Here is a 23,597-nt window from a genome sequence, read left to right as displayed (position 1 = left end):
TCTTTTTGAAAAACGTTTCCTACTATAATGGTAGGAAACGTTTTATAAAAGATTATTCTTTTTAATTTGCTACTGGGGCTTGAATTGCCTCAATAATGACATCGACCATTTTGTCCGTTGAGACACTTTCTTCACCATCTGCAATATCAGGTGTTCGATAGCCTTGTGCTAACACGCGCTCAACAGCATCTTCAATTTTGTCTGCTTCTTGATGAAGATCAAATGAATGACGAAGAAGCATTGCTGCAGATAAAATAGCCGCAATCGGATTTGCTTTATTTTGACCTGCGATATCAGGAGCTGAACCATGGACAGGTTCATAAATTGAAGCTCCATCACTCGAAAGACTGGCTGATGGTAACATCCCTAGCGAACCAGCAAGCATTGAAGCTTCATCACTCAAGATGTCGCCAAATAGATTTTCTGTTACAAGAACATCAAAATATTTTGGATTACGAATAAGCTGCATTGCTGCTGCATCAACAAGCATATGTTCAAGCTTTACGTCTTCATAATCTTTTGCGACCTCTTCTGCAACTTCTCTCCACAAACGACTTGATTCAAGCACGTTTGCTTTATCCACTGATGTTACACGACCATTTCTCTTTTGGGCCATTTCAAAAGCACTGCGTAAAATACGCTCAATTTCGCTACGTTTATAAAAGAGCGTGTCAACTACTGCTTCTTCTCCATCTCGCTCAACTCTTTCACTCGGGCGGCCGAAGTATAAGCCACCTGTTAGCTCTCTTACAATCATGCAATCTACGCCTTCTACATACTCACGCTTCAATGGTGAGCTATCTGCTAGAGCTCCTTGAACTGTCACAGGACGAAGATTTGCATAAACATCAAGCTCTTTTCTAATTTTTAACAACCCTTGTTCAGGACGAAGATGGCGTGGAATACTGTTCCACTTTTCGCCCCCAACTGCCCCTAGCAAAATGGCATCAGAGTTTTTACAAAGAGTAATTGTCTCATCTGGAAGTGGAACACCTTGTTGATCAATAGCTTCCCCTCCGATTAGACCGTATTCAAAGTGAAACTCATGATCAAACCGATCAGCAATCACCTTTAATACATTTACTGCTCCTGCTGTTACTTCTTTTCCAACACCGTCTCCTTGCAAAACAGCGATTGTCTTTTTCACGGCAGTTCCTCCCTTCCTGTTCCTACATTACTTCTTGTTTTGTTTCTTTTCGATATTCTTGAATCGCAATCATGCGATTAATTGCATTTAAGTAAGCTTTTGCAGATGATTCTAATACGTCATATGCAAGACCGCGTCCGCTTGCTTCAACACCATTTCCTTCAATTTTAACAAAGACTTCTGCAAGAGCATCAGGCCCGCCATTAATAGATTGAAGACGATAGTCAAGCAGTTTTAATTCACTATCAACACATCGGTTAAGAGTATTATAGATAGCTTCAACACTTCCGCTTCCTGTTGCAGCTTCCTGAACAGATTCCCCATCATTCTTCGTCAGCGTAATCGTAGCTGTTGGAATGTTGTGGCTTCCATATTGTACTTGTAATGAATCTAGTTTATAAAGTTCATCACTGTTCACTGTTTTTTGGAGTACAAGAGAGAACAAATCATCATCTGTTACATCTTTCTTCTTATCCGCTAAGTCTTTGAACTTTTCGAACAAGCTATCAATCTGGTTATCTTGTAGCGTAAAGCCAAGATCCATGAGATGTGTTCTAAATGCATGACGCCCGGAATGTTTGCCAAGTACTACTTCTTTTTGCTGTACACCAACAAGCTCTGGAGAAATAATCTCGTACGTTGAACGATTTTTTAAAAAGCCATCTTGGTGAATACCAGATTCATGTGCAAAAGCATTTCGACCAACAACAGCTTTGTTAGCAGGAATAGCCATCCCTGTCAGCTTACTTACCAAATCACTTGTGCGTTTCGTCTCAGAAAGCGTAATATTAGTATAAGATTGATAGAAATCTTTACGTGTATGAAGAGCAACTGCTACTTCTTCAATTGCTGCATTCCCAGCTCTTTCACCAATCCCATTAATTGCTCCCTCAATTTGTGTAGCACCATTCTCAACCGCAGCTAATGAATTGGCAACTGCCATTCCTAAGTCGTCATGACAGTGTGTTGAAAGATCTACTTTATGGATGTTTGGTACGTTTTCTTTTAAATATGAAAACATTGCTCCATATTCTTTCGGCGTTGTATAACCAACTGTATCAGGAAGGTTAACAACGTTTGCTCCTGCTTTAATGACTTCCTCTGTAATATGAGCTAAAAACGGAAGCTCACTTCTAGAAGCATCTTCAGCTGACCACTGAATAACAGGGAAGAATCTCGAAGCATATTTCACCATCTCAACGGCAATCTCAACAATTTCTTCTGGCTTCTTATTAAACTTGTAAGCCATATGGATAGGAGAGGTTGCAATAAAAACATGCAACCTTGGCTCCTCACTGCCCTTTAGTGCTTCCCAAGCTGTGTCAATATCACTTTTCACAGCTCGAGCTAGCCCCGTTACAGAACAACCTTTAATTGTATTAGCGATCTCGCGAACAGATTGAAAGTCACCTTTCGAAGCAGCTGGAAAACCAGCTTCAATAATATCAACACCATATTTCTCTAGCTGGCGAGCAATTTCCATTTTTTCTTGGAAGTTTAAATTTACGCCTGGTGATTGCTCTCCGTCTCGAAGTGTTGTATCAAAGATTTTAATTTTGTTCACTTGTCATCACCGCTTCTTTTCGTTTTTGTGATTGCTTAACAAATGGCATCATATCACGAAGTTTTGCGCCAACCTCCTCAATGAGATGTTCGTTTTCACGACGATTTGTTGAGTTAAATACAGCACGATTTGATTGATTTTCTAGGATCCACTCTCTTGCAAATTTACCAGATTGAATGTCTTCAAGAACTTTTTTCATTTCACCTTTTACACGATCATCAACAATACGTGGTCCTGTTACAAAGTCACCCCATTGTGCTGTATCAGAGATTGAGTAGCGCATACCTTCTAATCCACCTTCATACATAAGATCAACGATTAGTTTTAACTCATGTAGACACTCGAAGTATGCTACTTCTGGTTGGTATCCAGCTTCTACTAATGTTTCAAACCCAGCTTTTACAAGAGCTGTTAGGCCTCCGCAAAGAACAGCTTGCTCACCGAAAAGATCTGTTTCTGTTTCTTCTTGGAACGTTGTTTCAAGAACACCTGCGCGAGCAGCTCCAATTCCTTTTGCATATGCAAGAGCTACGTCTTTTGCTTGGCCTGTTACATCTTGCCAAACTGCAATTAACCCAGGAACTCCAGCGCCTTCTGTATACGTACGACGAACAAGATGACCAGGTCCTTTTGGTGCAGCAAGAGCTACATCTACATAGCTTGGTGGTACGATTTGAGTGAAGTGAACATTAAATCCATGAGCAAAAAATAGGCTTTGTCCTTCACGTAATACTGGAGCAATTTCTTCATTATATACTTTTGGTTGAAGTTCATCTGGAAGAAGAATCATGATTAAATCTGCTTGATCTGCTGCTTCTCTTACAGAGTAAACATTAAAGCCATCTTCAACTGCTTGGTCCCATGATTTTCCTTGGCGTAAACCAATAACTACGTCAATCCCGCTGTCGCGTAAGTTTTGTGCATGTGCATGACCTTGTGAACCATAACCGATGATTGCTACTTTTTTACCTTGTAATAATTGATCGTTTGCGTCTCCATTGTAATAAACTTTAGTCATTTAAAATCTCTCCTCTAATTTTTATATTTTGTATATTAATCATTAATAGATTTATACATTACAAGATTGATGTAACTTTTTCTGACGAAGAAGTTTTTTGTGTTCCTCGTTTTAAGGCGATTGTCCCTGTTCTTGTTACTTCTTTTACGCCATATGGCTTTAAGAGATCAATAATCGCTTCGATTTTTTCAGATGTTCCTGTTGCTTGAATAATGACACTATCACGGCTCACATCAATAATCGTGGCCCTGAAAGGTTCAATTAAAGCATACATCTCATTTCGCATTGCTACTGGAGATGTTACTTTAATGAGAGCAAGCTCTCTTGCAACAGCAGCTTGATTTGTAATGTCATGTACTTTTAGTACATCAATTTGTTTGTGCAGCTGCTTTGTTACTTGTTCTGCTGCTTTATCATCTTCAACATGAACAACAAATGTCATCCGTGAAATGTCACTTGTTTCAGTATGACCAACAGAAATACTTTCAATATTAAAATTTCTTTTTGTAAACAACCCAGTAATACGATTTAGTACACCAGCTCTGTTTAATACAGTTGTTGTAATGATTCTTTTCATGGTTTTACACCTACCATTTCATGAAGTCCTTTTCCAGGCGCTACCATTGGGTAAACATTCTCACCAGGAGCAATATGAATGTTTAATACAGCTGGTTCATTGTGCGAAAAAGCTTCTTGCAATACTTTTGTCACTTCTTCTTCTGTTGATGCTTCATACCCTTTAATGTCATAAGCTTCAGCAAGTTTTACAATGTTTGGCTGATTCGGAATAAGCGAGTGCGAATATCTTTCTTCATAAAAGATTTCCTGCCATTGTCTTACCATTCCTAGTGATTTGTTGTTTAAAATAATAACTTTTACAGGAAGGTTTAATTCACGAATTACACCAAGTTCCTGTAGCGTCATTTGAAAACCACCATCACCCAGAAAAGCAACAACCGTTGTATCTTTTTCTGCAAGCTGTGCGCCAATTGCTGCTGGTAATCCAAAGCCCATCGTTCCAAGACCACCTGAAGTTACAAGACGATTTGGTTTCTTAAATGGATAAAACTGCGCTGCCCACATCTGATGCTGACCAACATCTGTTGTAACAATAGCATCGCCATTCGTTATTTCATGAACCATTTCAATTACTTTTTGTGGTTTTAGAGCATCTTTACTTTCTTCGTACCAAAGTGGGTTCTCAACTTGTCGTTCCCTCAAACAGGCAAACCATTCTGTGTAATCGCCTTTTTTCCCCTGCTGTGCAAGCAGTTCTTGTAGAACAGCTCTAGCATCGCCAACAATTGGAATTTTCGTTGGCACATTTTTACCAATTTCAGCTGGATCAATATCAATATGAGCTACAGTTGCATTTGGAGCGAAATGATTTAAGTTTCCTGTTACCCGATCATCAAATCGTGCGCCAATGCTAATAAGTAAGTCACTTTCATAGATTGCCATGTTTGCTGTATAGTTCCCATGCATTCCAGCCCAGCCGAGACTTAGCTTATGATCAAACGGGAAACCTCCTAAACCAAGCAACGTATGAATTACAGGCAATTCATACTTTTCTGCAAATTCTAACAATTCTTGATTTGCTTTCGCATGTAAAACTCCTGCACCTGCCAAAATAACAGGCTTTTTCGCTGATTCAATAGCTTCCAATAACTTTCTTACCTGAAAAGCATTTGGTTCATATGTCGGTTGGTAGCCAGGTAAATTAAGTGGTTCATCTTCTTCCATTCGAGCTATAGCTGTATTCATGTCTTTTGGAATGTCAATGAGCACTGGCCCTGGTCGACCTGTTGTCGCGATATGAAAAGCTTCTTTCACAATTCTTGGAAAGTCTTTTGGATCTCGCACTTGATAGCTGTACTTTGTAATTGGCATTGTAATTCCCAACACATCTGCTTCTTGGAAAGCATCCGATCCAATTACAGTTGAAGCAACTTGCCCTGTGAAAACAACGAGCGGTAATGAATCAATCATCGCATCCGCAAGCCCTGTCACAATATTTGTTGCTCCAGGTCCTGATGTAGCAATTACAACTCCCGGTTTTCCAGATACTCTTGCATATCCTTCTGCCGCATGAATTCCTCCTTGTTCATGTTTTGCTAAAACATGAAAGAGACCAGAATCGTAAAGTTTGTCGTATAGAGGAAGTACTGCACCACCAGGATATCCAAAAAGAACTTCCACATTTTCTTTTTTTAAGGCTTCAATAAGCAGCTCTGCACCCGTCATTTCTGCTTTTAAGCTTACTGGTTCTTGCATTCTCATTTCGGCTCCCACTTTTCCCCATCCTTTCCAAACAATAATTAAATTTTAAAGTTTTAGATAAAATAAAAAAGCCTTTTCATCCCCAATATAAGCCTTCCCTACAAGGCTTAAGGGGCGAAAAGACTTTACTTTACGCGGTACCACCCTTATTTACAGCAAATTTGCGCTGCCTCATGAATGCTTTTTTCAAGCATTCGTTTTAATAACGAGTGTCTGTGTGTCAACCACCCGGTTAGCCCTACTCTAACTATTTCAGACTAACACTCTGAGGTGAGTTCATCTTAAGTAAATCTACCGGCTTCCAGCTACCCCGGCTCTCTGTGAAAGATTCTCTCTTAAGATTACTTATCCTCTTCGTCGCTTTATATATGTTAGTTTTCAATTCGCCAACTATTAAGCTAATTGAAAACTTTCTGAATTCTTTATTTGAACTATATACTACGCCCTATTTTAAGAAGCGTCAAGGTGTTTTCTTGAATTTTTTTCACACCTTTTATACCAACTAACCTTTGTATCCGTTTACATCATTGTGCTATTAGTAATCTTAATTTTTAAAAATATCTTATAAATCCTTTAATTTAATCGATAAAAACAGTTCTTATTTACCATAATTTTATTTTTTATGTATTTAATTGGTAAAAATTAACTCAACTTGTCTATATAACTAGAATAGATAGTTTTATAAAATCTTATCGAATTATATCTTAAAAAATAACAAGTAACCACTCTTATTAAGAAGAGTGGTTTGCATTGAACTTTTCATATTTTCGCATCTTCAGAAGCAATAGCAGAAACTTAGAGAGGAGTATCCCTTCTCTAATCTCTTCTCAACACAGGCGGAGTTCACCTTTCCATATAAACTTTTATTTATTCTCTTCATATGGATTATAAGAATCTTTCTTCTTCATCTCGTTTCTAAGTGATGTATCATGCATAATTCTCAATATAGGACGGCTACCAAGTAAAACGCTTCCACAAAGATAAAGTGATTTTCCATATATAGATGTGTCAGTGAAAAAATTAAGCACACTCCCTACTACAAAAAATAAACCAATTAAAAGATCATTTACTGTAGTGATAACTTTATAGCGTTTATGAAAGTAAATCCGAAACCGCCCTGCCTTTATGTCTAAATATTCTTCAGTGTGTTTCACCTTTGGCTTAGGCATTTATTCCCCTCCTGCTTTTTTATGATTGTAATATATTTATTACCACTTAAAAAAAGAGGGAAAACTAAAATTTATAGTAAAATCACTATAAGAAAATCATTTCACTAAAAAAGTTAAACTCTTGCTAAGATAGGTAGCAGCGGATTTCCTCTTTACCTCACGCACAGTAAAATCCTCCATATCCAAAATTGATATGGAGGATTTTCTATTCCTTCAACAAAGAGAATTATCTGTTGTTATCCTCACGATTCTCTCGATTGGCTTTTCCACCTTTTTCACCAATCTCTTGATAAAATTCTTTATCATGACTTTGTGAGGTAGCTTTTCCGCCTTTTTCGCCAATTTCTTGGTAAAATTCTTTATCATGATTCTGCGCTGTTTTCTCTCCGCCTTTGCGACCCGCTTCTTCATAAGACATTTTATTATTACTATTATTGTTTTTGTTGTTTTGGTTATTATCTGCCATTTGTAACGCCTCCTCTATAAATTAAAAATATTTAATATTTTATATCACTATAATGTTGCGTGCTTATTAGCTATTTTGAGAATTATTGTTGTCACGATTGGTATTTCCACTGTTATTCTCTCGATTGGCTTTTCCGCCTTTTTCGCCAATTTCTTGGTAAAATTCTTTATCATGATTCTGCGCTGTTTTCTCTCCGCCTTTGCGACCCGCTTCTTCATAAGACATTTTATTATTACTATTATTGTTTTTGTTGTTTTGGTTATTATCTGCCATTTGTAACGCCTCCTCTATAAATTAAAAATATTTAATATTTTATATCACTATAATGTTGCGTACTTATTAGCTATTTTGAGAATTATTGTTGTCACGATTGGTATTTCCACTGTTATTCTCTCGATTGGCTTTTCCGCCTTTTTCACCAATCTCTTGATAAAATTCTTTATCATGATTTTCCTTTGTAGCTTGTCCACCTTTTTCGCCAATTTCTTGGAAGAACTCTTTATCATGATTCTGCGCTGTTTTCTCTCCACCTTTACGGCCTGCTTCTTCGTAAGACATTTTGTTATTATTGTTATTTTGGTTATTGTTTTTGTTTGCCATTTGTAATTCCTCCCTATTAATTGTTATGTGATAGTTCGATATTTTATAAATCTATAAACAGAATATTTTGTTTTTTTGACATAATGTGATAAAATTACTTTAACCTTTTCTAATAACAGCTAATCTTTTTAAGATCTGAAGATTAGTTGTTATTTTTATTATTGTCGCGATTGGCTTTTCCGCCTTTTTCACCAATTTCTTGATAAAATTCTTTATCATGATTTTCCTTTGTAGCTTGTCCACCTTTTTCACCGATCTCTTGGAAAAACTCTTTATCATGATTCTGCGCTGTTTTTTCTCCGCCTTTACGACCCGCTTCTTCATAAGACATTTTGTTGTTATTTTGGTTGTTGTTTTTGTCTGCCATTTGTAATTCCTCCTTTTATTTTGCTATCAAAATATAGTAGTTTCTCACTTATTTTTGATGTACCCGCCATTTTAATTATTAAACAGAATATTTGATTTGTTTTTTACATTGGTTTTAGAAAGTTAATTGTTGTTATCGCGGTTTGCTTTTCCGCCTTTTTCACCAATTTCTTGGTAAAATTCTTTATCATGATTTTTAGCTGTTTTCTCTCCGCCTTTGCGGCCTGCTTCTTCATAAGACATTTTGTTGTTGTTTTGGTTATTGTTTTTGTCTGCCATTTGTAATTCCTCCTTTTGTTTTTCCTAATTTTTTTACTATTTTCTTACTTATTTGTTTGTACCCGATGCGACATCCAGTAAACAAAAAATTACACTTTCATCTAATAGTCCTAAATCTTAAAATTTTAAACACAAAAAAGCACTTTCTTACTAGTCATTAATAACTAATAAAAAAGTGCTTTTTACGTTTTAAAAAAAGTAGACATCCCAGGAGAGATTCGAACTCCCGACCGACGCCTTAGAAGGGCGTTGCTCTATCCAGCTGAGCTACTGGGACATATTATAATATGTATTGAACTCTTAAGACAAGTTTTATTATACGCTCTAAAAAACATAAAGTCAACCATTTTTCCAAAAAATTTAGAGAGAGAAAATAAATTATTTCTCTCTCTAATTATACTATAGAGAAAATGAATTTGTTAAGTCTTTTACTTCATTTCCTTCATGATCGTAAAAATTTACAGTTGCTTTATTTTCTTCATACTGGAGGATGGCATATGTACGCTCTTTTCTTCGATTCGGTAGGCGAATACTTCCTGGATTAATAAATAACGTCCCATCAATCTTCTCGGCTCCTGCAATATGAGAATGTCCAAAGCAGACAACTTTAGCATCCCGCTCTTTAGCCCGGTATGTTAAATTCATAAGTGTCATTTTCACATTGTATAGATGACCATGTGTTACATAAAGGAGATCTTCTCCTATATGTAACGTTTCTTCATTTTTATATCGTTCGTCATAATCACAATTTCCGCGTACAGCAAGAAAACCTTCCATTTCGCTTGAATCTGCTTGAAGCTCAGAATCCCCGCAGTGCACAAAAGCATCGACATCTTTATGACGATTTTTAATTGTATGCAGTTCCTCTGTTAGGCCATGACTATCGCTTAGGATAAGCACACGCATATTTCTCTCCTCCTCTACAATATTCCATCTATTACTTCTTCTAGCTTTTGAAGTGCCTTTGCTCGATGACTTATTTTATTTTTTTCTTCTTTTGGGAGTTCTGCAAGCGTTTTTTGCAGAGATGGTACATAAAATATTGGATCATACCCAAATCCCTGCTCTCCTACTCTTTTATGCGTAATAGTACCTTCGCAATTCCCTCTTACAACAACGGTGTCTTTTCCTGGCAAAGCAAGTGCTAGGGCACATTGAAAACGTGCTGTTCGCTCTGGCTCAGGTATACCTTCTAATTTTTCTAATACTTTATCAATGTTTTTCTCATCACTTTTTTCAAGTCCTGCATAACGTGCTGAATATACGCCAGGTTCTCCATTTAAAGCATCAATTTCAAGTCCAGAGTCGTCTGCAACAACAGGACAATCCAACAATTTCGAAATCTCTTCAGCTTTTAAAATCGCATTTTCTTCAAAGGTTGTGCCTGTTTCCTCAACATCAAGGTCTCCTTCTAAATCAAGAAGCGATTGCACACTGTAGCCTTTCTTTTCAAAAAGAGTAGCAAATTCGGCCACTTTTCCTTTATTTTTCGTAGCAATTAAAATTTTTTTCATTTCTCTTCACCTTCACTTTCTAGAAGATGTGAAAACTCACTTAACGCTTCTTTTTGTACTGCAACAAGATCAGAAATTCCTTTTGAAGCAAGTTCAAGCATTTCATCAAATTGCTCTTTTGAAAAAGTTGCTTGTTCTCCTGTTCCTTGAAGCTCTACAAATTGACCTTTACTTGTCATAACAATATTCATATCAACCTCAATATTGGAATCTTCTTCATAGTTTAAATCTAAAATTGTTCCATGTTCAACGTCAACTCCAACAGACGTTGCTGCTAGATAATCACGGATTGGGTAAGTGGTAAGTTTCTCTTCTTTAACAGCTCGTCCAAGGGCTAAAGCCATTGCCACAAACGCACCTGTAATCGCAGCTGTTCTTGTTCCACCATCTGCTTGAATAACGTCACAGTCAAGCCACACTGTGCGCTCACCTAACGCTTCTAAATCAACGACCGCTCGTAAAGCTCGCCCAATTAAACGTTGTATTTCCATTGTACGACCTGATACTTTTCCTTTTGAAGATTCACGGATATTACGCTGATTTGTTGCTCGTGGAAGCATAGCGTACTCCGCATTAATCCATCCTTTTCCTTTTCCTCTCATAAAAGGAGGTACTCTATCATCAATTGTAGCTGAACAAATTACTTTTGTATCCCCAACGTTAATAAGTACTGATCCTTCTGGATGCTTTATGTAGTCTTTCTCAATTTTAACTTCTCTTATTTCGTCTTTCGCCCTTCCGTCAATACGCAACATGTTTCCTCCTTTAAAATCTATGTAAAAGGGTAACTCCCTTTAAAAGTAAAAAGTAAAAGAGGCCTCTAAAGACCTCTTTTTTATTACAGTATATCAAAAACTATTCTTAACACGAAATCATATTTAAAATGCCTCTGCATTTATATTTTCAGGCCGGGAAACTTCTTCTGTTAATTTTTGACCAGAATCCACTGTTATATTCTTTTGTCCTTTTACTTCAATCGAGACATTTTCAACCCCTTTTTGTTCTGTAAGGGAAAGAGCTAGGGCATCTACCACATGTTTAGAAAGCTGGCTCTTTTCTGCAGAATTTAAAAGAGCTTTATTAAATGTTAGCGTTACTGTTCCATCTTCGTACTCAGGTTTCGCTACAAGCGCTGCTTCATTATTAAAATCACCAACAAGCCCTTTTGGTACATCCTTTATTAAACTATCAACAACAGCTGTAAAACGCTCCTCATCTGTCTTTCCTAGATCGAGACGCTTTGTTACCGGAACATAATATGTTCCATCAGCATTTTGTGATAAATAGTAAAGAGTCGCAGAAGATGTGCTTGTCATATCTGTAATTCCTTCTGTTTGCATGTTAATGCCGTCCGCTCTTGTCAATTCCTCACTAATAGGAGTCTTATTAACAGGCATTTCTTTTTGATCATAGCCATTAATTTGAAGCTGTACATTCTTAACAGCGTCAAACTGTGTTAGCGTCCATGTTAAAGATTGCAAAATTCGGCTTTCATCTTCTGCTTTATACTCCTTAAATTCTGGAGAGAAGTCAACAACAAGTGTACCATTTTCTTTCAAATTGACGCTCTTAACTTCTGTTCCAGCAGGAAGAACAGCTCTAAAACCGTTTGGAAGCATTTGATCAATTGGTCCTCCTACAACAAGATATTCTATAATTTCAGCAGCTGCTGCATCTGCTTTTGGCACATCAATTGTTTGAGGAACAACAAAGCCATTTTTGTCAATTAAATACACTTCTCTTGTTAATGTTTCTTCTGCTTTTTTACTCTCCTTTTCTTTAGCTGTTTCTTTTGCTTCTTCTTTTATTTTTTGATTGTCTTTCGTGTACTCAACGTCTTGTGGTGGATCAATTTCCTCTGCTACATCTTCTCCTCCAAACAAGCCGCACCCCGTTAAAAGCATTGATGTCGCAAGCATAGTAGAAACCGCCGTTATTTTTATTTTGGACATACCTTTCCCTCCTAAGACAGTTTGTACTATTATGTATACGAGCTGCTAATCAAATTAGACCGCTCACTTTTTTCTTTTTTTAAAGAAAAAAGTGAACTAATGATTAGTTCACTTTCGTTAAATCAATATGCTGAACGTTTTGAATAGGATGATCAAACCATTTTGACGCAATAAGCTCAAAGAGAGAAGCATTCCCTGTTGTAAAAAATACATGTTCTTTTTCACGTTTTTCCGTATGCAGTTCATTACGAAATGACAAAATGGTGCTTACCTCAATTGCTGTCTCTTCTCCAGAACTGATGAGTGCAACGCGATCTCCCATCGCTTCTTTAATAAGCTCCTTTAAAATTGGATAATGTGTACAGCCTAAAATCAATATATCAATTTCCGTCTGATATAGAGGTTTTAACGTTTGAAAAACAATTTCTCTTGCTTCATTTCCTTCGAAATCCCCGCTTTCAACAAGGGGCACAAATAAAGGACATGCTAAGCTTTTCACATGTACGTTATGATGAAGCCTTTTTAAAGCTTGTTCATAAGCCTTACTTTTTACTGTACCATTTGTTCCAATAACACCGATATTATGATTGCTTGTTGCTTTTAACGCAGCACGAGCTCCTGGTTCAATAACGCCGATGACAGGAATATTTAGAGTCTCGCTAATCTCCTTTAACACAACTGCTGTTGCTGTATTGCAGGCGATAACGAGCATTTTAATATCAAATTGAAGTAAATAATTTGTCAGTTCCCATGTAAAAGCACGCACTTCCTCTTCAGGTCGAGGACCGTACGGACAACGAGCTGTATCTCCCATATAAATAATTTGCTCTTTCGGTAACTGTCTCATAATTTCTTTTGCAACTGTTAACCCACCAACTCCTGAATCTATTACCCCAATTGGCCGATTCATTCGCTACTCATCTCCTTATGAAGCTTCTGCAAATTTTCACAAAGAAGCTCAACTTCAGCGCGATCATACTCACAAACAACCTCCGCTAAGTAATTTTGCCTTTTCGCTATCACTTCTTCAATGAGTTTCTTACCACGTTCAAGCAGAACAACGCGAACAATACGCCGGTCTTGTTCATCTTTTGCTCTTGTGACAAGACCTGTTTTCTCCATTCGGTCAATTAAGTCTGTCGTTGTACTGCATGCTAAATACATTTTGCTAGAAAGATCTCCGATTGTCATTTCACCTAAATCAAACAGCCACTGAAGAGCCACAAATTGTGGAGGAGTGATGTTGTAGTCGTTTAAGATTTCGCGACCTTTTTGCTTGATAATAACAGACATATATCGAAGAGACCGCTCTAGTTCAGCTATTGTCTCATGATGTTTCCTTCGTTTAGCCATAGACGTTGCCTCGCTTATCAAAAAGATTATGATGAAAATGTTAACTCAGTTCATTAGAAATGTCTATTGTTTCTACAATAATCCCTTTCTTTTGACCTACAATTTCCTTTTCATAAAAAAACAAGCTCTAGTTTCCTATGAGAAACTAGAGCCTTCTTCAAAATTCGAGCCCTTTAACAGCTGGAATTCCTTCTTCATAGTAGTGCTTTATAGGTTTAATTTCGCTGACTAAATCAGCAGCTTCAATTACTTCTTTCCGAGCTGAACGACCTGTTAAGATAAGATGCATGCCTTGCGGTCGATTTTCTATAAGCTCAAGCACCTCTTGAAGTGGTAAAACATCATCAATCGGAAACTTCGTAATAGAAAGGGCATTATGAATTTCATCAAGAATCACAACATCATATTGTCCGGACATGACTTTCTCTTTCGTAAAAGCCCATGCTTTCTTTAAAGCCTCTCTATGCTCTTCTGGAGTTTTCGTCCATGTGAAACCCACACCTGTTTGGTGCATTTCAATTCCAAGCTTATCAAAGATAATCTTTTCTCCATACGTACGCTGAGGAGATTTAATAAATTGAACTATCAACACGCGCTGACCTCGGCCTGTTGCACGCACAGCAAGTCCTAAAGAAGCTGTTGTCTTCCCTTTTCCATCCCCTGTGTAAACAAGGCATAAACCTCTTTCCTTTGAAGCCATAAAACTCCTCCTTACAACCAAACGGTTTTCTCAGAATAGTCTGTTCGCTTTTTATCTTTAAGCTTACCAAGCGATTCTTCTGTTGGATAGCCAATAAAAAGGTTTCCTACAATTTGTTTTCCTTCAGGTGCTCCAATAAATTCGTAAAGACGTTCGTCACGAATAAGGCCTACGCCTCTTGTTCTCCATACAAAACCTAAACCAAGCTCTTCCGCTGCTAACCACATTGAATTAATTGCACAGCATACTCCATATACGTTGTCACCAGTTGCTTCTTCATCTCCTTCAACAACGTCTGCGGTTACAACAATGTGAATAGGTGTGTTTTTAACACTCTTCATTGAACTTTCAACAAGATGAGGTTTTGTTGGAAAACGCTCTTCTAAATATGTATGTGCAAGCTCTTCATACCTCTTTTTCGCTTCCCCTTTAATAACATAAAATGACCATGGTTCACGCATACGGTCATTAGGAGCCCATGTTGCAGCTTCTAAAATCTTTTCAAGCTTTTCATCTTCAACAGGACGACCATCGTGATCGCGGAGTGCACGTCTTTTTTGTAAGTTATCAAATAGTGTTGTCATAAGTTGTTTTCTCTCCTTTTTCGTTAAACCATTGAATTTTTTCACGAATGTCTACAACCTCTCCCACAATAATCATAGAAGGATGCTTCACATTCTCAACCTTAGCCATTTCTTCTATTGTTGCTAAGGTACCAACAACAGTGCGCTGCTCTTGTGTTGTTCCTTTATGAATAATAGCAACAGGAGTCTCTTTACTCCGTCCATGTTCCGTAAGCTTGTAAACGATATGTGGTAAGTTACCTACTCCCATGTAAAAGGCAATCGTATCTATCCCTTTTGCAAGCGCCTCCCAATTTAGAGTATCCTGCCCTTTTTCTTCTCGTCCATGACCTGTAACAATAGCAAACGACATTGCTTTATCTTTGTATGTGACGGGAATTCCTGCATAAGCAGGAGCTGCAATACCTGACGTAATACCAGGAATAATTTCAAAAGGAATATCTCTTTTAGCAAGTACTTCTGCTTCTTCTCCACCACGTCCAAAAATAAAAGGATCGCCGCCTTTTAAACGTGTGACAGTCTTTCCTTGCTCTGCCTTCTCAACTAGAGTTCGATGAATATCATCTTGAATTTCCCCATGTTTCCCTGGGAGCTTACCACAAAAGATGAGCTCTGCTCCTTCTTTTGCATGTTTTAGAAGCTCTTCACTAACTAAACGATCATATAAAATGACATCAGCTTTTTGGATGCACTCTAATCCATGAATTGTAATAAGTTTCGGATCTCCAGGTCCTGCTCCAACAAGGTAAACAGTACCAACACTCATAGTTTTTCCTCCTTACATTTGCAGTTACATCAAATTATACCGAAAACTTCTCTGAATTCGTTTCTTTTTGAGAAAATTCGACCATTTTAGACTGAATATATTCCATGTTCACATGTTTTCGCACATGATCAGCAAGTAAGTCAAAGGCTTCTTCTCTCATTTTATTAAACGATGGTCGCTCTAAAAGAGGAGGGTGTCCTTTTTGTGCTCTTATACTGTTTAATAAAGCTGTTCTAAAAGAATCATTATGAAAAATACCGTGAAAATACGTTCCAATGACTTTTTCTTTTTCAAAATAACAGCCATCTTCTCCATTTTTTAATTGAATAAGACAATCAACTTCTCTTGTAAACGTTGATGTGCCCATATGAATTTCATATCCTTTTACAGGCATCTTTTCATGTTGAAAATTTAGCATTCCTTCTGAAAGAATCGTTTTCTTTTCTTCTCTAATTGTTGTATGAAGAGGAATAAAATCAAGTGACTTAACTTCCTCATGAGGTGATTCAACATGAAAGGGATCAAAGATTTTCTCGCCAAGCATTTGGTATCCTCCACAAATCCCAACAATAACTGTTTCATTTCTTGCAAAGAGCTCTTTTAAGCGTCCTGAAATACCTGTTTCTTCTAGAAATAGATAGTCCTCAACCGTATTTTTACTGCCTGGCAAGATAATAAGATCTGGATTCTGAAGCTGTTCAAGTTTTGTTACAAACCGAACGTGACAGTCTTCCTCAACAAAAAAAGGGTCTACGTCTGTAAAATTTGAGATTCTTGGATATTGAATAACAGCAATATCAATTACTTTTTCGAGGTTTTTCACCTGAGAATAACGAGATAAAACAACAGAATCTTCCGCATCAATATTTAGGTTAGGCATATATGGAATAACGCCTAAAACAGGGGTTCCTGTATATTCTTCAAACCATTCAAGACCAGGAGTAAGCAGTGATACATCACCTCTGAACTTGTTAATTACAACACCAATAACCCGTTCACGGTCTTTCTCACTTAAAAGTTGGAGTGTTCCAACAAGACTTGCAAATACTCCTCCCTTTTCGATATCGCCGATAAGCACCACAGGAGATTCTGCAATGGCTGCAACGCGCATGTTCACAAGCTCTCGATCATTTAAATTAACTTCAGCCGGACTTCCAGCTCCTTCAATCACAATTCTTTCATAGGTTCCTTTTAAACTTTTAAATGCCTCTTTAATTAATCCAAGGCCTGTCTCGAAAAACTCTTGTCTATATGCCATTGCTTTCATATTTTTATACGGCTTTCCATGTACAACAATTTGCGATTCAGAATCTCTTGTTGGTTTGATTAAAATAGGATTCATATCTGTTGTTGCAGTAACTCCTGCTGCTTCTGCTTGTACGCCTTGAGCTCTACCAATTTCCTTGCCATCTACTGTTATATAAGAATTCAAGGCCATATTTTGAGACTTAAAGGGAGCTGTTTTATATCCGTCTTGGAAAAAGATTCGACAAAAAGCAGTTGCAATTGCGCTTTTGCCTGCATCTGAATGAGTTCCTTGAAACATAATGGAAAGAGCTTTCTTGTTCATCCTTTGTGCCCCTCGCATTTTGTAATCCATTTTTCAACCATCTGAGGGCATGACCCAAAATGGAAATGAGTGTATCCGGCAAGAAGGTTTCCTTTCATATATCCTTCTTTTTTAACACCTCTCATTCCTTTTGTCTCATAAGCTGGAGTAAATTCTTCATCACCTTCAAATGTTGAGTAATGAAACTCGTGTCCTTTTGCTTCAAGACCTCCCTCTAATAGATAGTTCCCTTCACTTCCTCTAATCTCTCGATAACCAAGTGCTGCTCGTTTCTTTTGCATTTTGACACGCCCAGGAACAACACCAACCATCTTATGTATTTCTCCGTTCGTTGTTTCGATTGAATCCGCTAGAAACATAAACCCTCCGCACTCAGCAAGAGTTGGCATTCCTGAGCCTATTGCGTCTTTGAAGGACTCTTTTACCTGTTCTTGTAAAGAAAGCTCGTTTGCAAACTCTTCCGGAAAGCCTCCGCCAATATAAAGCCCTTGAACATTGCTTGGAACGCTCTCTCCATTTAACGGTGAGAATTCTACGATTTCTGCTCCATTTGCTTTTAACAGTTCCAAGTTTTCTTCATAATAAAAATTGAAAGCTTTATCTCTTGCAACTGCAATTTTCACCACAGGATCTTTTGCTACTAGTTTAGGATTTTCTACATCTAGCACTTCTGTTTCCGCTAATGTATATAATGCTTCTAAATCCACTGTTTCAGAAATTAAGTCTCCAAGTTCATGAAAATAAGAATGAAGCTCTCCTCTTTCAATAGACGGCACAAGTCCTAGGTGTCGCTCTGGAATAGATAAGCTTTCGTTTCGTTTTACATATCCAACCACTGGAATTCCACACTCTTGCTCAATTGCTTTTTTTACTAACTTATAGTGTCCTTCACTTCCAACATTGTTAGCAATAACACTGACAATGTTTGGTTCTTCCCACATCATTTGAAAACCTTTCACAATAGCTGCAGCGCTTCTTGCCATACTTGCACAGTTTACAACAAGTAAAACAGGACTATTTGTTAAAACACTAATTTCAGCCGTTGTGCCTCTATTATCAAGGGGACTTTTTCCATCATAAAAGCCCATTACTCCTTCAATAATCGAAATATCAGCATCCTCGCTATTGCGTTTTACAATTTCTTCCACTGTGTCATGGGGAAGCATCCAACTATCAATATTTCGCGATACTCTACCCGTTACAGCTGTATGATACGTTGGATCAATATAATCAGGACCACACTTGAAACCTTGTACAGTGTATCCTTTCTTTTTAAATGCTGCCATAAGGCCGATTGTAAGCGTTGTTTTCCCCACTCCGCTTCCTGTACCTGCCACAACAAGTCGGCGATGTACCATGTTGTTTCCCCCCTTAGTTATATGGGATAACGGCAACAGATATCGTAACGTTCCCACTTTTTTTCTTTTCAAGATACAGCTCAGATGCTCCGCTTTTTAAAAGAGCTGCAGGCTCACTTACTCCATATGCACCGGTATATTTAAAAACTGTTTCAGAAGGATTCTTAATTTCCATTTCGTTTAATTCTTCTGGTGTGTAGTATGAAAACTCTAATCCGTATTTTTTGGCTACTTGAAGTAATCCTTCTTCATCTTTTTTTAGATCAATTGTGCTAATAGCTCTGACACTTTTCACTGAAAATTGTAGTTCTTCAAGCGTTTCTAACATAACGCTCTCAATTTCAAAAGCAGAAGTGCCTCTGTTGCACCCCATGCCAAGCACAATATTTTTAGGTCTATAAAGAACCCCATTATTTAATACATGTTTTTCCTCTTCTTTTAGTAAGCGATGTGTTACAACAAGCGCAGCTTGAAAACCGTCTTTTTCCGCTTCCTCAATGGAAGAGTAGGAGTTAATATTTTCAGGAATTGGTGTATCATAATGCCACCATCCTCTTTCTCCACTCTCTTGAATTACCGCTACTTTTTCTTCATTTACAACAGATGCACTAACAGGCGTTAACTTCTCAGCTGAATCCCACACCCAGCCAAAACGTTTCCCAAACAAGTCAACAGGAATTGTTTTTTGTACGTCAGATGCCGTTGTAATAACAGGATGAGCTTTTAATAGAGCTGCAATCTCTCTTGTTAACTCATTTGCCCCTCCGATATGACCTGAAAGAACACTGATGACGTTTTCTCCTTTATCATCTACAACAACAACACCTGGATCGGTTTTTTTATCTTTTAAAAGAGGCGCAATCATGCGAACAACTGCACCAAGTGAGATAATAATAATAATCCCTTTGTAATGTTGAAAAAGAGCTGGAAGTAACAATCGAACGCTTCCTGAGAAAAGCTGAATGCCGTTATCTTCTTCATCCCCTTTTTCAAACTTGCTCATATAGTACACGTCAGAATTTTGAAAAGAGGAGCCGAGCTTTCGAGCAAGCTCAACTCCGTGCTTTGTGATAGCAACAACAGCGTAATCTCCTCGTTGTGTGACAGCCGGTACTTCACCTTCTTGCAATGCAATCATGATGGAAGCCCCTTTCTAAATCCATGTGTAAATGTCTTATCATAGAGCTTTGAACGATAATCTTTTGTATGAATATGTTCATCTAAAGCCCAGCCAGCTAAAATCATTGCTTGCTTACGAATTCCATTTTTCTTCATGTCTTCATCAAGATTAACAAGCGTTGTGCGTACGATCTTTTGGTCTGGCCATGTTGCTTTATATACAACAGCAACAGGAGTATCTTCACTCCATCCAGCGCTAACCAGCTCTTTGATCACTTTCTTTGTTAATGTAGCACTTAAAAATAATGCAATTGTGCACTGATGCTTTGCTAAATCTTTTAGTTTCTCAAACTCTGGAACTGGGGTTCTTCCTTCTGCTCTTGTGAGGATAACCGTCTGAGTTAAATCTGGGATGGTAAGCTCAGCTCCAACAGCTGCTGCTGAGGCAAATACAGAGCTAACTCCTGGAATGATTTCAACTTCAACGTCACGCTCTTTTAATAGTGCAACTTGTTCCATAATTGCTCCATAGACAGCAGGATCTCCTGTATGCACACGAACAACTTTCTTTCCTTCACTTAGTCGATCTACCATAAGGTTAACCATTTCTTCTAGATGCATGCCAGCTGTTTTCAACACTTCTGCGCCTTCTTTTGCCTTGTTTACAAGCTCTTCATTTACAAGAGAATCAGCATAAAGTACAACATCTGCTTCCTGAAGTAGTTTTAAACCTTTTACAGTAATTAAATCTGGATCTCCTGGTCCTGCTCCGATAATAAATAGCTTCATTTTCGCACCACCATTAATGTTAAGTATTCAAGCTCTGCGCCTTCTAATTCTTCAATATTCCACACGATTTCTTCCTCTGATGTTACTTTCGTTACAACAGATGCTTTATGTAATAAATTCAATTCTTTTAATAACGGAATCATAAAATCAATTACTTTTGCGACTTTAATAAATACAATACAGTCGTTTTCAAGAAGCACTTTTTTCATTTCTTCATAGTCTTCTCGAGCAGGAACAATTGCTACATGTTCATCACCATCTGCAAGCGGCAGACCAAGACGTGAAGCTGCGCCATTAATAGAAGAGATACCTGGTACTGTTTCAATCTGTACTTCTGGATGGCGTTCTTTCATCAGTTTCATCATATGAATAAATGTACTGTATAAAAGAGGATCACCCTCTGTTACAAAAGCAACGTCTTTTCCTTGCTGAAGTTCAGCAAATACCGTTTCCGTTGTTTCGCTCCATTTCTTTTGAAGAATCTCTTTATCTTTTGTCATTGGAAATACAAGCCCAAGCATTTCTTTTTCACTTGGATTGAAATATGCTTCAACAATGCGATGTGCATAGCTTTTACTTCCTTTTCTTTTCTTCGGATAAGCAATAACATCTGTTTCTTTTAGCTTTCTGAATGCTTTTACTGTAATAAGTTCTGGATCTCCTGGTCCTACACCAAGACCGTATAATGTTCCTATCATCACTTTTCTCCTTCTTCACGACGAGCGCTAATAATATAGATGGGGTTTAGAGCATCAAAACGAGTTAAGTTTAAAATTGGCTTGCTTCTTGAAACTTGAGCAAGTGTAATATCTACGGAGTAGCCATTTTCTTTAAAAGTGGATACAGCTTCTCCTAAATTTTCAATTGTTACAGCATTTAGCACAATCTGTCCGCCTTCATTCAGGCGTTCACAACACTGTTTTAAAATATTTTTCATTCCCCCTGCTGTTCCACCAATAAAAACAGCATCAGGATTGTCAAACGTCTCTAAACCGTTCGGAGCCTTATCGTGGATAACCGTGAAATCTGTACGGAATTTTTTCATATTTTCCAAACAGTTTTGGTAATCGCCTTCGTTTTTTTCAATAGCAAACACTTTCCCGTCTTTAGCAATACGAGCAGCTTCAATTGCCACTGAGCCTGTACATGTTCCAATATCCCAAACAATGCTGTCTTTTTTTAGACCAAGAGCACCTAGGCTTAGCGTACGAATCTCTTTTTTTGTAATTAAACCTTTTTCAGGTTTACGTTGAATAAACTCTTCGTCATGAATTCCAAATGACCAAGATGGTCCTTTTTTCATTCTTTTTAAAATCACAATGTTTAAAGATGCAAACTCGGTATCAGTTACTTCTTCAAGGGTTAACGTTCTACATCTTTCTTCTTCTCCACCAAGGTGCTCGCCAATAAATATTTCATACTCCGTCATATTAAAAGAGAGCAAATATTTTGCAATTTCAGAAGGAGAATTTTTTTCATCTGTTAAAATAGCTACAAGGTCTTCACCATCAATCTTTTGTGCAAGCCCTAGCATATCTCTCCCATGAACACTTAGAAGTTTTGCATTTTGCCATTTTTCTCCCATTCTTGAAAAAGCAAGCTGAACGGAACTTAAGTATGGATAAATGCTTACGTCTACCTTTTTGGAAAGATAGCCACCAATTCCATAGAAAAGGGGATCTCCTGAAGCAAGCACAACAACTTCTCGTTCCTCACTTTGCAGCATATCAACTAAGTTTTTAAGTCCACCTTTTATCACCACTTTTTCACCGCTATAATCAGAGAAGAACTTAAGCTGTCTTTCCCCTCCAACTAATACATCACTTTGTTTAATAAATGTTTCATAAAGGGGGAGCAAACTTGCTCTCCCTTCATCTCCAATGCCAATAAGCTTTATATTACCTTTCATCATAAACCGCCTTTCCAAGAAACGCTCCTTTGAACGTATAGAGAGAAGTTTCAATCTTCATTCCGCCGCCCACTTCTCTTAAACCCGAACGACAGCAGTTTTCACATAAACTATCAAAGAAATGAGGCAAATTTCTTTCTACCATGAAATCACCAACTTGAGAAGCCGTGTTTGCATTACGGATACTTTCTAAGAGCTCTTCGTCTCCCCCAACGCGCTCTGCAATATCAGCTAAAAAGTTAAAATCAACAGGAGCACTTTTGGAATGTACCATCATCACACCTTGGGCAACTTTTGAGAACTTCCCCATCATTCCAACCATTGAGACATGCTTAATTCCTTGGCGTTTGCACTGTTTGAGAGTAAACCCAACAAAGTCTCCCATCTCCACAAATGCTTCTTCAGGAAGATCCGGATATTCTTTCATCCCATATTTCTCACTACGCCCACCTGTTGTAATAACAAGATGATCACACCCACTTGTTTTCGCAACACTAATGGCTTGTACAATACTTGCTTTGTAAGCAGCTGTTGAAAAAGGAACAACAATTCCTCTTGTTCCTAGAATAGAAATCCCCCCAAGGATGCCTAGACGACCGTTAAGCGTTTTTTTGGCCATCTCTTCTCCCTCAGGAACTGAAATTATGATTTTAATTCCTCTATTTGAACCATGCTCTTTTAAAACTTCCTCCGCTACGTTATAAAGCATTTTACGTGGAACAGGATTGATAGCTGCTTCACCAACTGGGACGGGCAATCCTGGTTTTGTGACTCGTCCAACCCCAACTCCGCCGTCAATCTCAATGCCTGGTGTGTCTTTCCATGTTACGGTTGATTGGATACGAGCGCCGTGCGTTGCGTCTGGGTCATCTCCTGCATCTTTAATAATTTCAGCGAATCCCATATTTTCTTTGACTTCACATTGTTCCATTGAAAAGGTCACAATTCTCCCCATTGGAAGCTTAATTGTTGCCTCTTTTTGCACTTCACCTGTGATAAGAGAAAGAAGGGCCGCTTTTGTTGCAGCTGTTGCACAAGAACCTGTTGTATACCCTTCTCGAAGTGGTTTATCTTCTTTTTTAGCTTTCATCACA

At 37.8% G+C, this 23,597-nt stretch carries 22 protein-coding genes, 1 tRNA gene, 5 pseudogenes and 1 other annotated feature; all 28 genes and pseudogenes read right to left on the bottom strand.

From position 1 onward, the window contains the following. Window positions 1-61: 61 nt before the first annotated feature. The 28 genes and pseudogenes from leuB to B9N79_RS01065 all read right to left on the bottom strand — a co-directional run bounded on the left by leuB (window position 62) and on the right by B9N79_RS01065 (window position 23,593). A complete protein-coding gene (leuB, locus tag B9N79_RS01195; protein ID WP_040056873.1) occupies window positions 62-1,147 on the bottom strand; it encodes a 3-isopropylmalate dehydrogenase in 1,086 nt (361 codons plus the stop codon). Window positions 1,148-1,169: 22 nt separating this feature from the next. Continuing rightward, entirely contained in the window at window positions 1,170-2,711 is a 1,542-nt protein-coding gene (locus B9N79_RS01190) for a 2-isopropylmalate synthase (RefSeq protein ID WP_019391295.1), read from the bottom strand. Beyond that, window positions 2,698-3,729 carry a ketol-acid reductoisomerase gene (ilvC, locus tag B9N79_RS01185; protein ID WP_019391294.1) on the bottom strand — a complete coding sequence of 344 codons (1,032 nt, stop codon included), beginning with the start codon at window positions 3,727-3,729 and terminating at the stop codon, window positions 2,698-2,700. The genes B9N79_RS01190 and ilvC overlap by 14 nt, the downstream gene beginning before the upstream one ends. A gap of 58 nt (window positions 3,730-3,787) precedes the next feature. Further along, complete coding sequence (gene ilvN, locus B9N79_RS01180; RefSeq protein WP_019391293.1) at window positions 3,788-4,306, bottom strand: acetolactate synthase small subunit; 519 nt, start codon at window positions 4,304-4,306, stop codon at window positions 3,788-3,790. Then, window positions 4,303-6,021, bottom strand: a complete 1,719-nt coding sequence (gene ilvB / locus B9N79_RS01175) for an acetolactate synthase large subunit (protein WP_040056875.1) — start codon at window positions 6,019-6,021, stop codon at window positions 4,303-4,305. The genes ilvN and ilvB overlap by 4 nt, the downstream gene beginning before the upstream one ends. A gap of 95 nt (window positions 6,022-6,116) precedes the next feature. Then, window positions 6,117-6,376, bottom strand: a binding site (T-box leader). 496 nt (window positions 6,377-6,872) lie between these two features. Next, window positions 6,873-7,178 carry a YrhK family protein gene (locus B9N79_RS01170; RefSeq protein WP_046217893.1) on the bottom strand — a complete coding sequence of 102 codons (306 nt, stop codon included), beginning with the start codon at window positions 7,176-7,178 and terminating at the stop codon, window positions 6,873-6,875. 241 nt (window positions 7,179-7,419) lie between these two features. Next, a pseudogene (locus B9N79_RS01165) lies at window positions 7,420-7,644 on the bottom strand (KGG domain-containing protein); the annotation flags it as partial. Between the two features lie 122 nt (window positions 7,645-7,766). Next, a pseudogene (locus B9N79_RS26700) lies at window positions 7,767-7,917 on the bottom strand (KGG domain-containing protein); the annotation flags it as partial. A gap of 111 nt (window positions 7,918-8,028) precedes the next feature. After that, window positions 8,029-8,244 (bottom strand): annotated as a pseudogene (locus B9N79_RS26695) (KGG domain-containing protein); the annotation flags it as partial. 157 nt (window positions 8,245-8,401) lie between these two features. After that, window positions 8,402-8,611: pseudogene (locus B9N79_RS01155) on the bottom strand (KGG domain-containing protein); the annotation flags it as partial. Window positions 8,612-8,736: 125 nt separating this feature from the next. Next, window positions 8,737-8,889, bottom strand: a pseudogene (locus B9N79_RS01150) (KGG domain-containing protein); the annotation flags it as partial. Window positions 8,890-9,092: 203 nt separating this feature from the next. After that, window positions 9,093-9,166: transfer RNA gene (locus B9N79_RS01145), tRNA-Arg, on the bottom strand. Between the two features lie 122 nt (window positions 9,167-9,288). Further along, complete coding sequence (locus tag B9N79_RS01140) at window positions 9,289-9,795, bottom strand: metallophosphoesterase family protein (protein WP_040056879.1); 507 nt, start codon at window positions 9,793-9,795, stop codon at window positions 9,289-9,291. 14 nt (window positions 9,796-9,809) lie between these two features. Then, window positions 9,810-10,403: an XTP/dITP diphosphatase gene (locus B9N79_RS01135; protein ID WP_085117682.1), complete on the bottom strand. Its 594-nt coding sequence runs from the start codon at window positions 10,401-10,403 to the stop codon at window positions 9,810-9,812. After that, window positions 10,400-11,155 carry a ribonuclease PH gene (gene rph / locus B9N79_RS01130; RefSeq protein WP_040056880.1) on the bottom strand — a complete coding sequence of 252 codons (756 nt, stop codon included), beginning with the start codon at window positions 11,153-11,155 and terminating at the stop codon, window positions 10,400-10,402. The genes B9N79_RS01135 and rph overlap by 4 nt, the downstream gene beginning before the upstream one ends. Window positions 11,156-11,281: 126 nt before the next feature. Next, complete coding sequence (locus B9N79_RS01125) at window positions 11,282-12,355, bottom strand: GerMN domain-containing protein (RefSeq protein WP_040056881.1); 1,074 nt, start codon at window positions 12,353-12,355, stop codon at window positions 11,282-11,284. 103 nt (window positions 12,356-12,458) lie between these two features. Further along, window positions 12,459-13,265 (bottom strand): glutamate racemase, encoded by an 807-nt coding sequence (racE, locus tag B9N79_RS01120; protein WP_019391282.1) that lies wholly within the window; start codon window positions 13,263-13,265, stop codon window positions 12,459-12,461. Beyond that, window positions 13,262-13,708 carry a MarR family winged helix-turn-helix transcriptional regulator gene (locus tag B9N79_RS01115; RefSeq protein WP_040056882.1) on the bottom strand — a complete coding sequence of 149 codons (447 nt, stop codon included), beginning with the start codon at window positions 13,706-13,708 and terminating at the stop codon, window positions 13,262-13,264. The genes racE and B9N79_RS01115 overlap by 4 nt, the downstream gene beginning before the upstream one ends. 157 nt (window positions 13,709-13,865) lie before the next feature. Beyond that, window positions 13,866-14,408: a cob(I)yrinic acid a,c-diamide adenosyltransferase gene (cobO, locus tag B9N79_RS01110; RefSeq protein WP_040056883.1), complete on the bottom strand. Its 543-nt coding sequence runs from the start codon at window positions 14,406-14,408 to the stop codon at window positions 13,866-13,868. A gap of 11 nt (window positions 14,409-14,419) precedes the next feature. Then, entirely contained in the window at window positions 14,420-14,992 is a 573-nt protein-coding gene (locus B9N79_RS01105; RefSeq protein WP_040056884.1) for a nitroreductase family protein, read from the bottom strand. Then, window positions 14,976-15,758: a uroporphyrinogen-III C-methyltransferase gene (gene cobA / locus B9N79_RS01100; protein WP_040056885.1), complete on the bottom strand. Its 783-nt coding sequence runs from the start codon at window positions 15,756-15,758 to the stop codon at window positions 14,976-14,978. Before cobA ends, B9N79_RS01105 begins: the two co-directional genes overlap by 17 nt. A 34-nt stretch (window positions 15,759-15,792) precedes the next feature. Next, a complete protein-coding gene (locus B9N79_RS01095; RefSeq protein WP_019391276.1) occupies window positions 15,793-17,328 on the bottom strand; it encodes a cobyric acid synthase in 1,536 nt (511 codons plus the stop codon). Then, entirely contained in the window at window positions 17,325-18,686 is a 1,362-nt protein-coding gene (locus B9N79_RS01090) for a cobyrinic acid a,c-diamide synthase CobB (RefSeq protein ID WP_046217896.1), read from the bottom strand. The genes B9N79_RS01095 and B9N79_RS01090 overlap by 4 nt, the downstream gene beginning before the upstream one ends. Window positions 18,687-18,699: 13 nt before the next feature. Beyond that, window positions 18,700-19,824 carry a cobalt-precorrin 5A hydrolase gene (locus B9N79_RS01085; RefSeq protein ID WP_019391274.1) on the bottom strand — a complete coding sequence of 375 codons (1,125 nt, stop codon included), beginning with the start codon at window positions 19,822-19,824 and terminating at the stop codon, window positions 18,700-18,702. Continuing rightward, complete coding sequence (cobM, locus tag B9N79_RS01080; RefSeq protein WP_040056887.1) at window positions 19,821-20,594, bottom strand: precorrin-4 C(11)-methyltransferase; 774 nt, start codon at window positions 20,592-20,594, stop codon at window positions 19,821-19,823. The genes B9N79_RS01085 and cobM overlap by 4 nt, the downstream gene beginning before the upstream one ends. After that, on the bottom strand, window positions 20,591-21,292 hold the full coding sequence (cobI, locus tag B9N79_RS01075; protein ID WP_019391272.1) for a precorrin-2 C(20)-methyltransferase: 702 nt from the start codon (window positions 21,290-21,292) through the stop codon (window positions 20,591-20,593). Before cobI ends, cobM begins: the two co-directional genes overlap by 4 nt. After that, window positions 21,292-22,503 carry a bifunctional cobalt-precorrin-7 (C(5))-methyltransferase/cobalt-precorrin-6B (C(15))-methyltransferase gene (locus B9N79_RS01070; protein WP_046217897.1) on the bottom strand — a complete coding sequence of 404 codons (1,212 nt, stop codon included), beginning with the start codon at window positions 22,501-22,503 and terminating at the stop codon, window positions 21,292-21,294. The genes cobI and B9N79_RS01070 overlap by 1 nt, the downstream gene beginning before the upstream one ends. Further along, on the bottom strand, window positions 22,493-23,593 hold the full coding sequence (locus B9N79_RS01065) for a cobalt-precorrin-5B (C(1))-methyltransferase (RefSeq protein WP_019391270.1): 1,101 nt from the start codon (window positions 23,591-23,593) through the stop codon (window positions 22,493-22,495). Before B9N79_RS01065 ends, B9N79_RS01070 begins: the two co-directional genes overlap by 11 nt. Between the last annotated feature and the right edge of the window lie 4 nt (window positions 23,594-23,597).

Origin of the sequence: Priestia filamentosa (assembly GCF_900177535.1) — a bacterium.
Taxonomy (GTDB): domain Bacteria; phylum Bacillota; class Bacilli; order Bacillales; family Bacillaceae_H; genus Bacillus_I; species Bacillus_I filamentosa.
This window is presented reverse-complemented; position numbering and strand designations above follow the sequence as displayed.

Bases quoted from the DNA above. Each gene is read 5' to 3' on its own strand.
- ilvC (WP_019391294.1), bottom strand. From the start codon at position 3,729: ATGACTAAAGTTTATTACAATGGAGACGCAAACGATCAATTATTACAA.
- ilvN (WP_019391293.1), bottom strand. From the start codon at position 4,306: ATGAAAAGAATCATTACAACAACTGTATTAAACAGAGCTGGTGTACTA.
- B9N79_RS01170 (WP_046217893.1), bottom strand. From the start codon at position 7,178: ATGCCTAAGCCAAAGGTGAAACACACTGAAGAATATTTAGACATAAAG.
- B9N79_RS01140 (WP_040056879.1), bottom strand. From the start codon at position 9,795: ATGCGTGTGCTTATCCTAAGCGATAGTCATGGCCTAACAGAGGAACTG.
- B9N79_RS01135 (WP_085117682.1), bottom strand. From the start codon at position 10,403: ATGAAAAAAATTTTAATTGCTACGAAAAATAAAGGAAAAGTGGCCGAA.
- B9N79_RS01125 (WP_040056881.1), bottom strand. From the start codon at position 12,355: ATGTCCAAAATAAAAATAACGGCGGTTTCTACTATGCTTGCGACATCA.
- racE (WP_019391282.1), bottom strand. From the start codon at position 13,265: ATGAATCGGCCAATTGGGGTAATAGATTCAGGAGTTGGTGGGTTAACA.
- B9N79_RS01115 (WP_040056882.1), bottom strand. From the start codon at position 13,708: ATGGCTAAACGAAGGAAACATCATGAGACAATAGCTGAACTAGAGCGG.
- cobO (WP_040056883.1), bottom strand. From the start codon at position 14,408: ATGGCTTCAAAGGAAAGAGGTTTATGCCTTGTTTACACAGGGGATGGA.
- B9N79_RS01105 (WP_040056884.1), bottom strand. From the start codon at position 14,992: ATGACAACACTATTTGATAACTTACAAAAAAGACGTGCACTCCGCGAT.
- cobA (WP_040056885.1), bottom strand. From the start codon at position 15,758: ATGAGTGTTGGTACTGTTTACCTTGTTGGAGCAGGACCTGGAGATCCG.
- B9N79_RS01095 (WP_019391276.1), bottom strand. From the start codon at position 17,328: ATGAACAAGAAAGCTCTTTCCATTATGTTTCAAGGAACTCATTCAGAT.
- B9N79_RS01090 (WP_046217896.1), bottom strand. From the start codon at position 18,686: ATGGTACATCGCCGACTTGTTGTGGCAGGTACAGGAAGCGGAGTGGGG.
- B9N79_RS01085 (WP_019391274.1), bottom strand. From the start codon at position 19,824: ATGATTGCATTGCAAGAAGGTGAAGTACCGGCTGTCACACAACGAGGA.
- cobM (WP_040056887.1), bottom strand. From the start codon at position 20,594: ATGAAGCTATTTATTATCGGAGCAGGACCAGGAGATCCAGATTTAATT.
- cobI (WP_019391272.1), bottom strand. From the start codon at position 21,292: ATGATAGGAACATTATACGGTCTTGGTGTAGGACCAGGAGATCCAGAA.
- B9N79_RS01070 (WP_046217897.1), bottom strand. From the start codon at position 22,503: ATGAAAGGTAATATAAAGCTTATTGGCATTGGAGATGAAGGGAGAGCA.
- B9N79_RS01065 (WP_019391270.1), bottom strand. From the start codon at position 23,593: ATGAAAGCTAAAAAAGAAGATAAACCACTTCGAGAAGGGTATACAACA.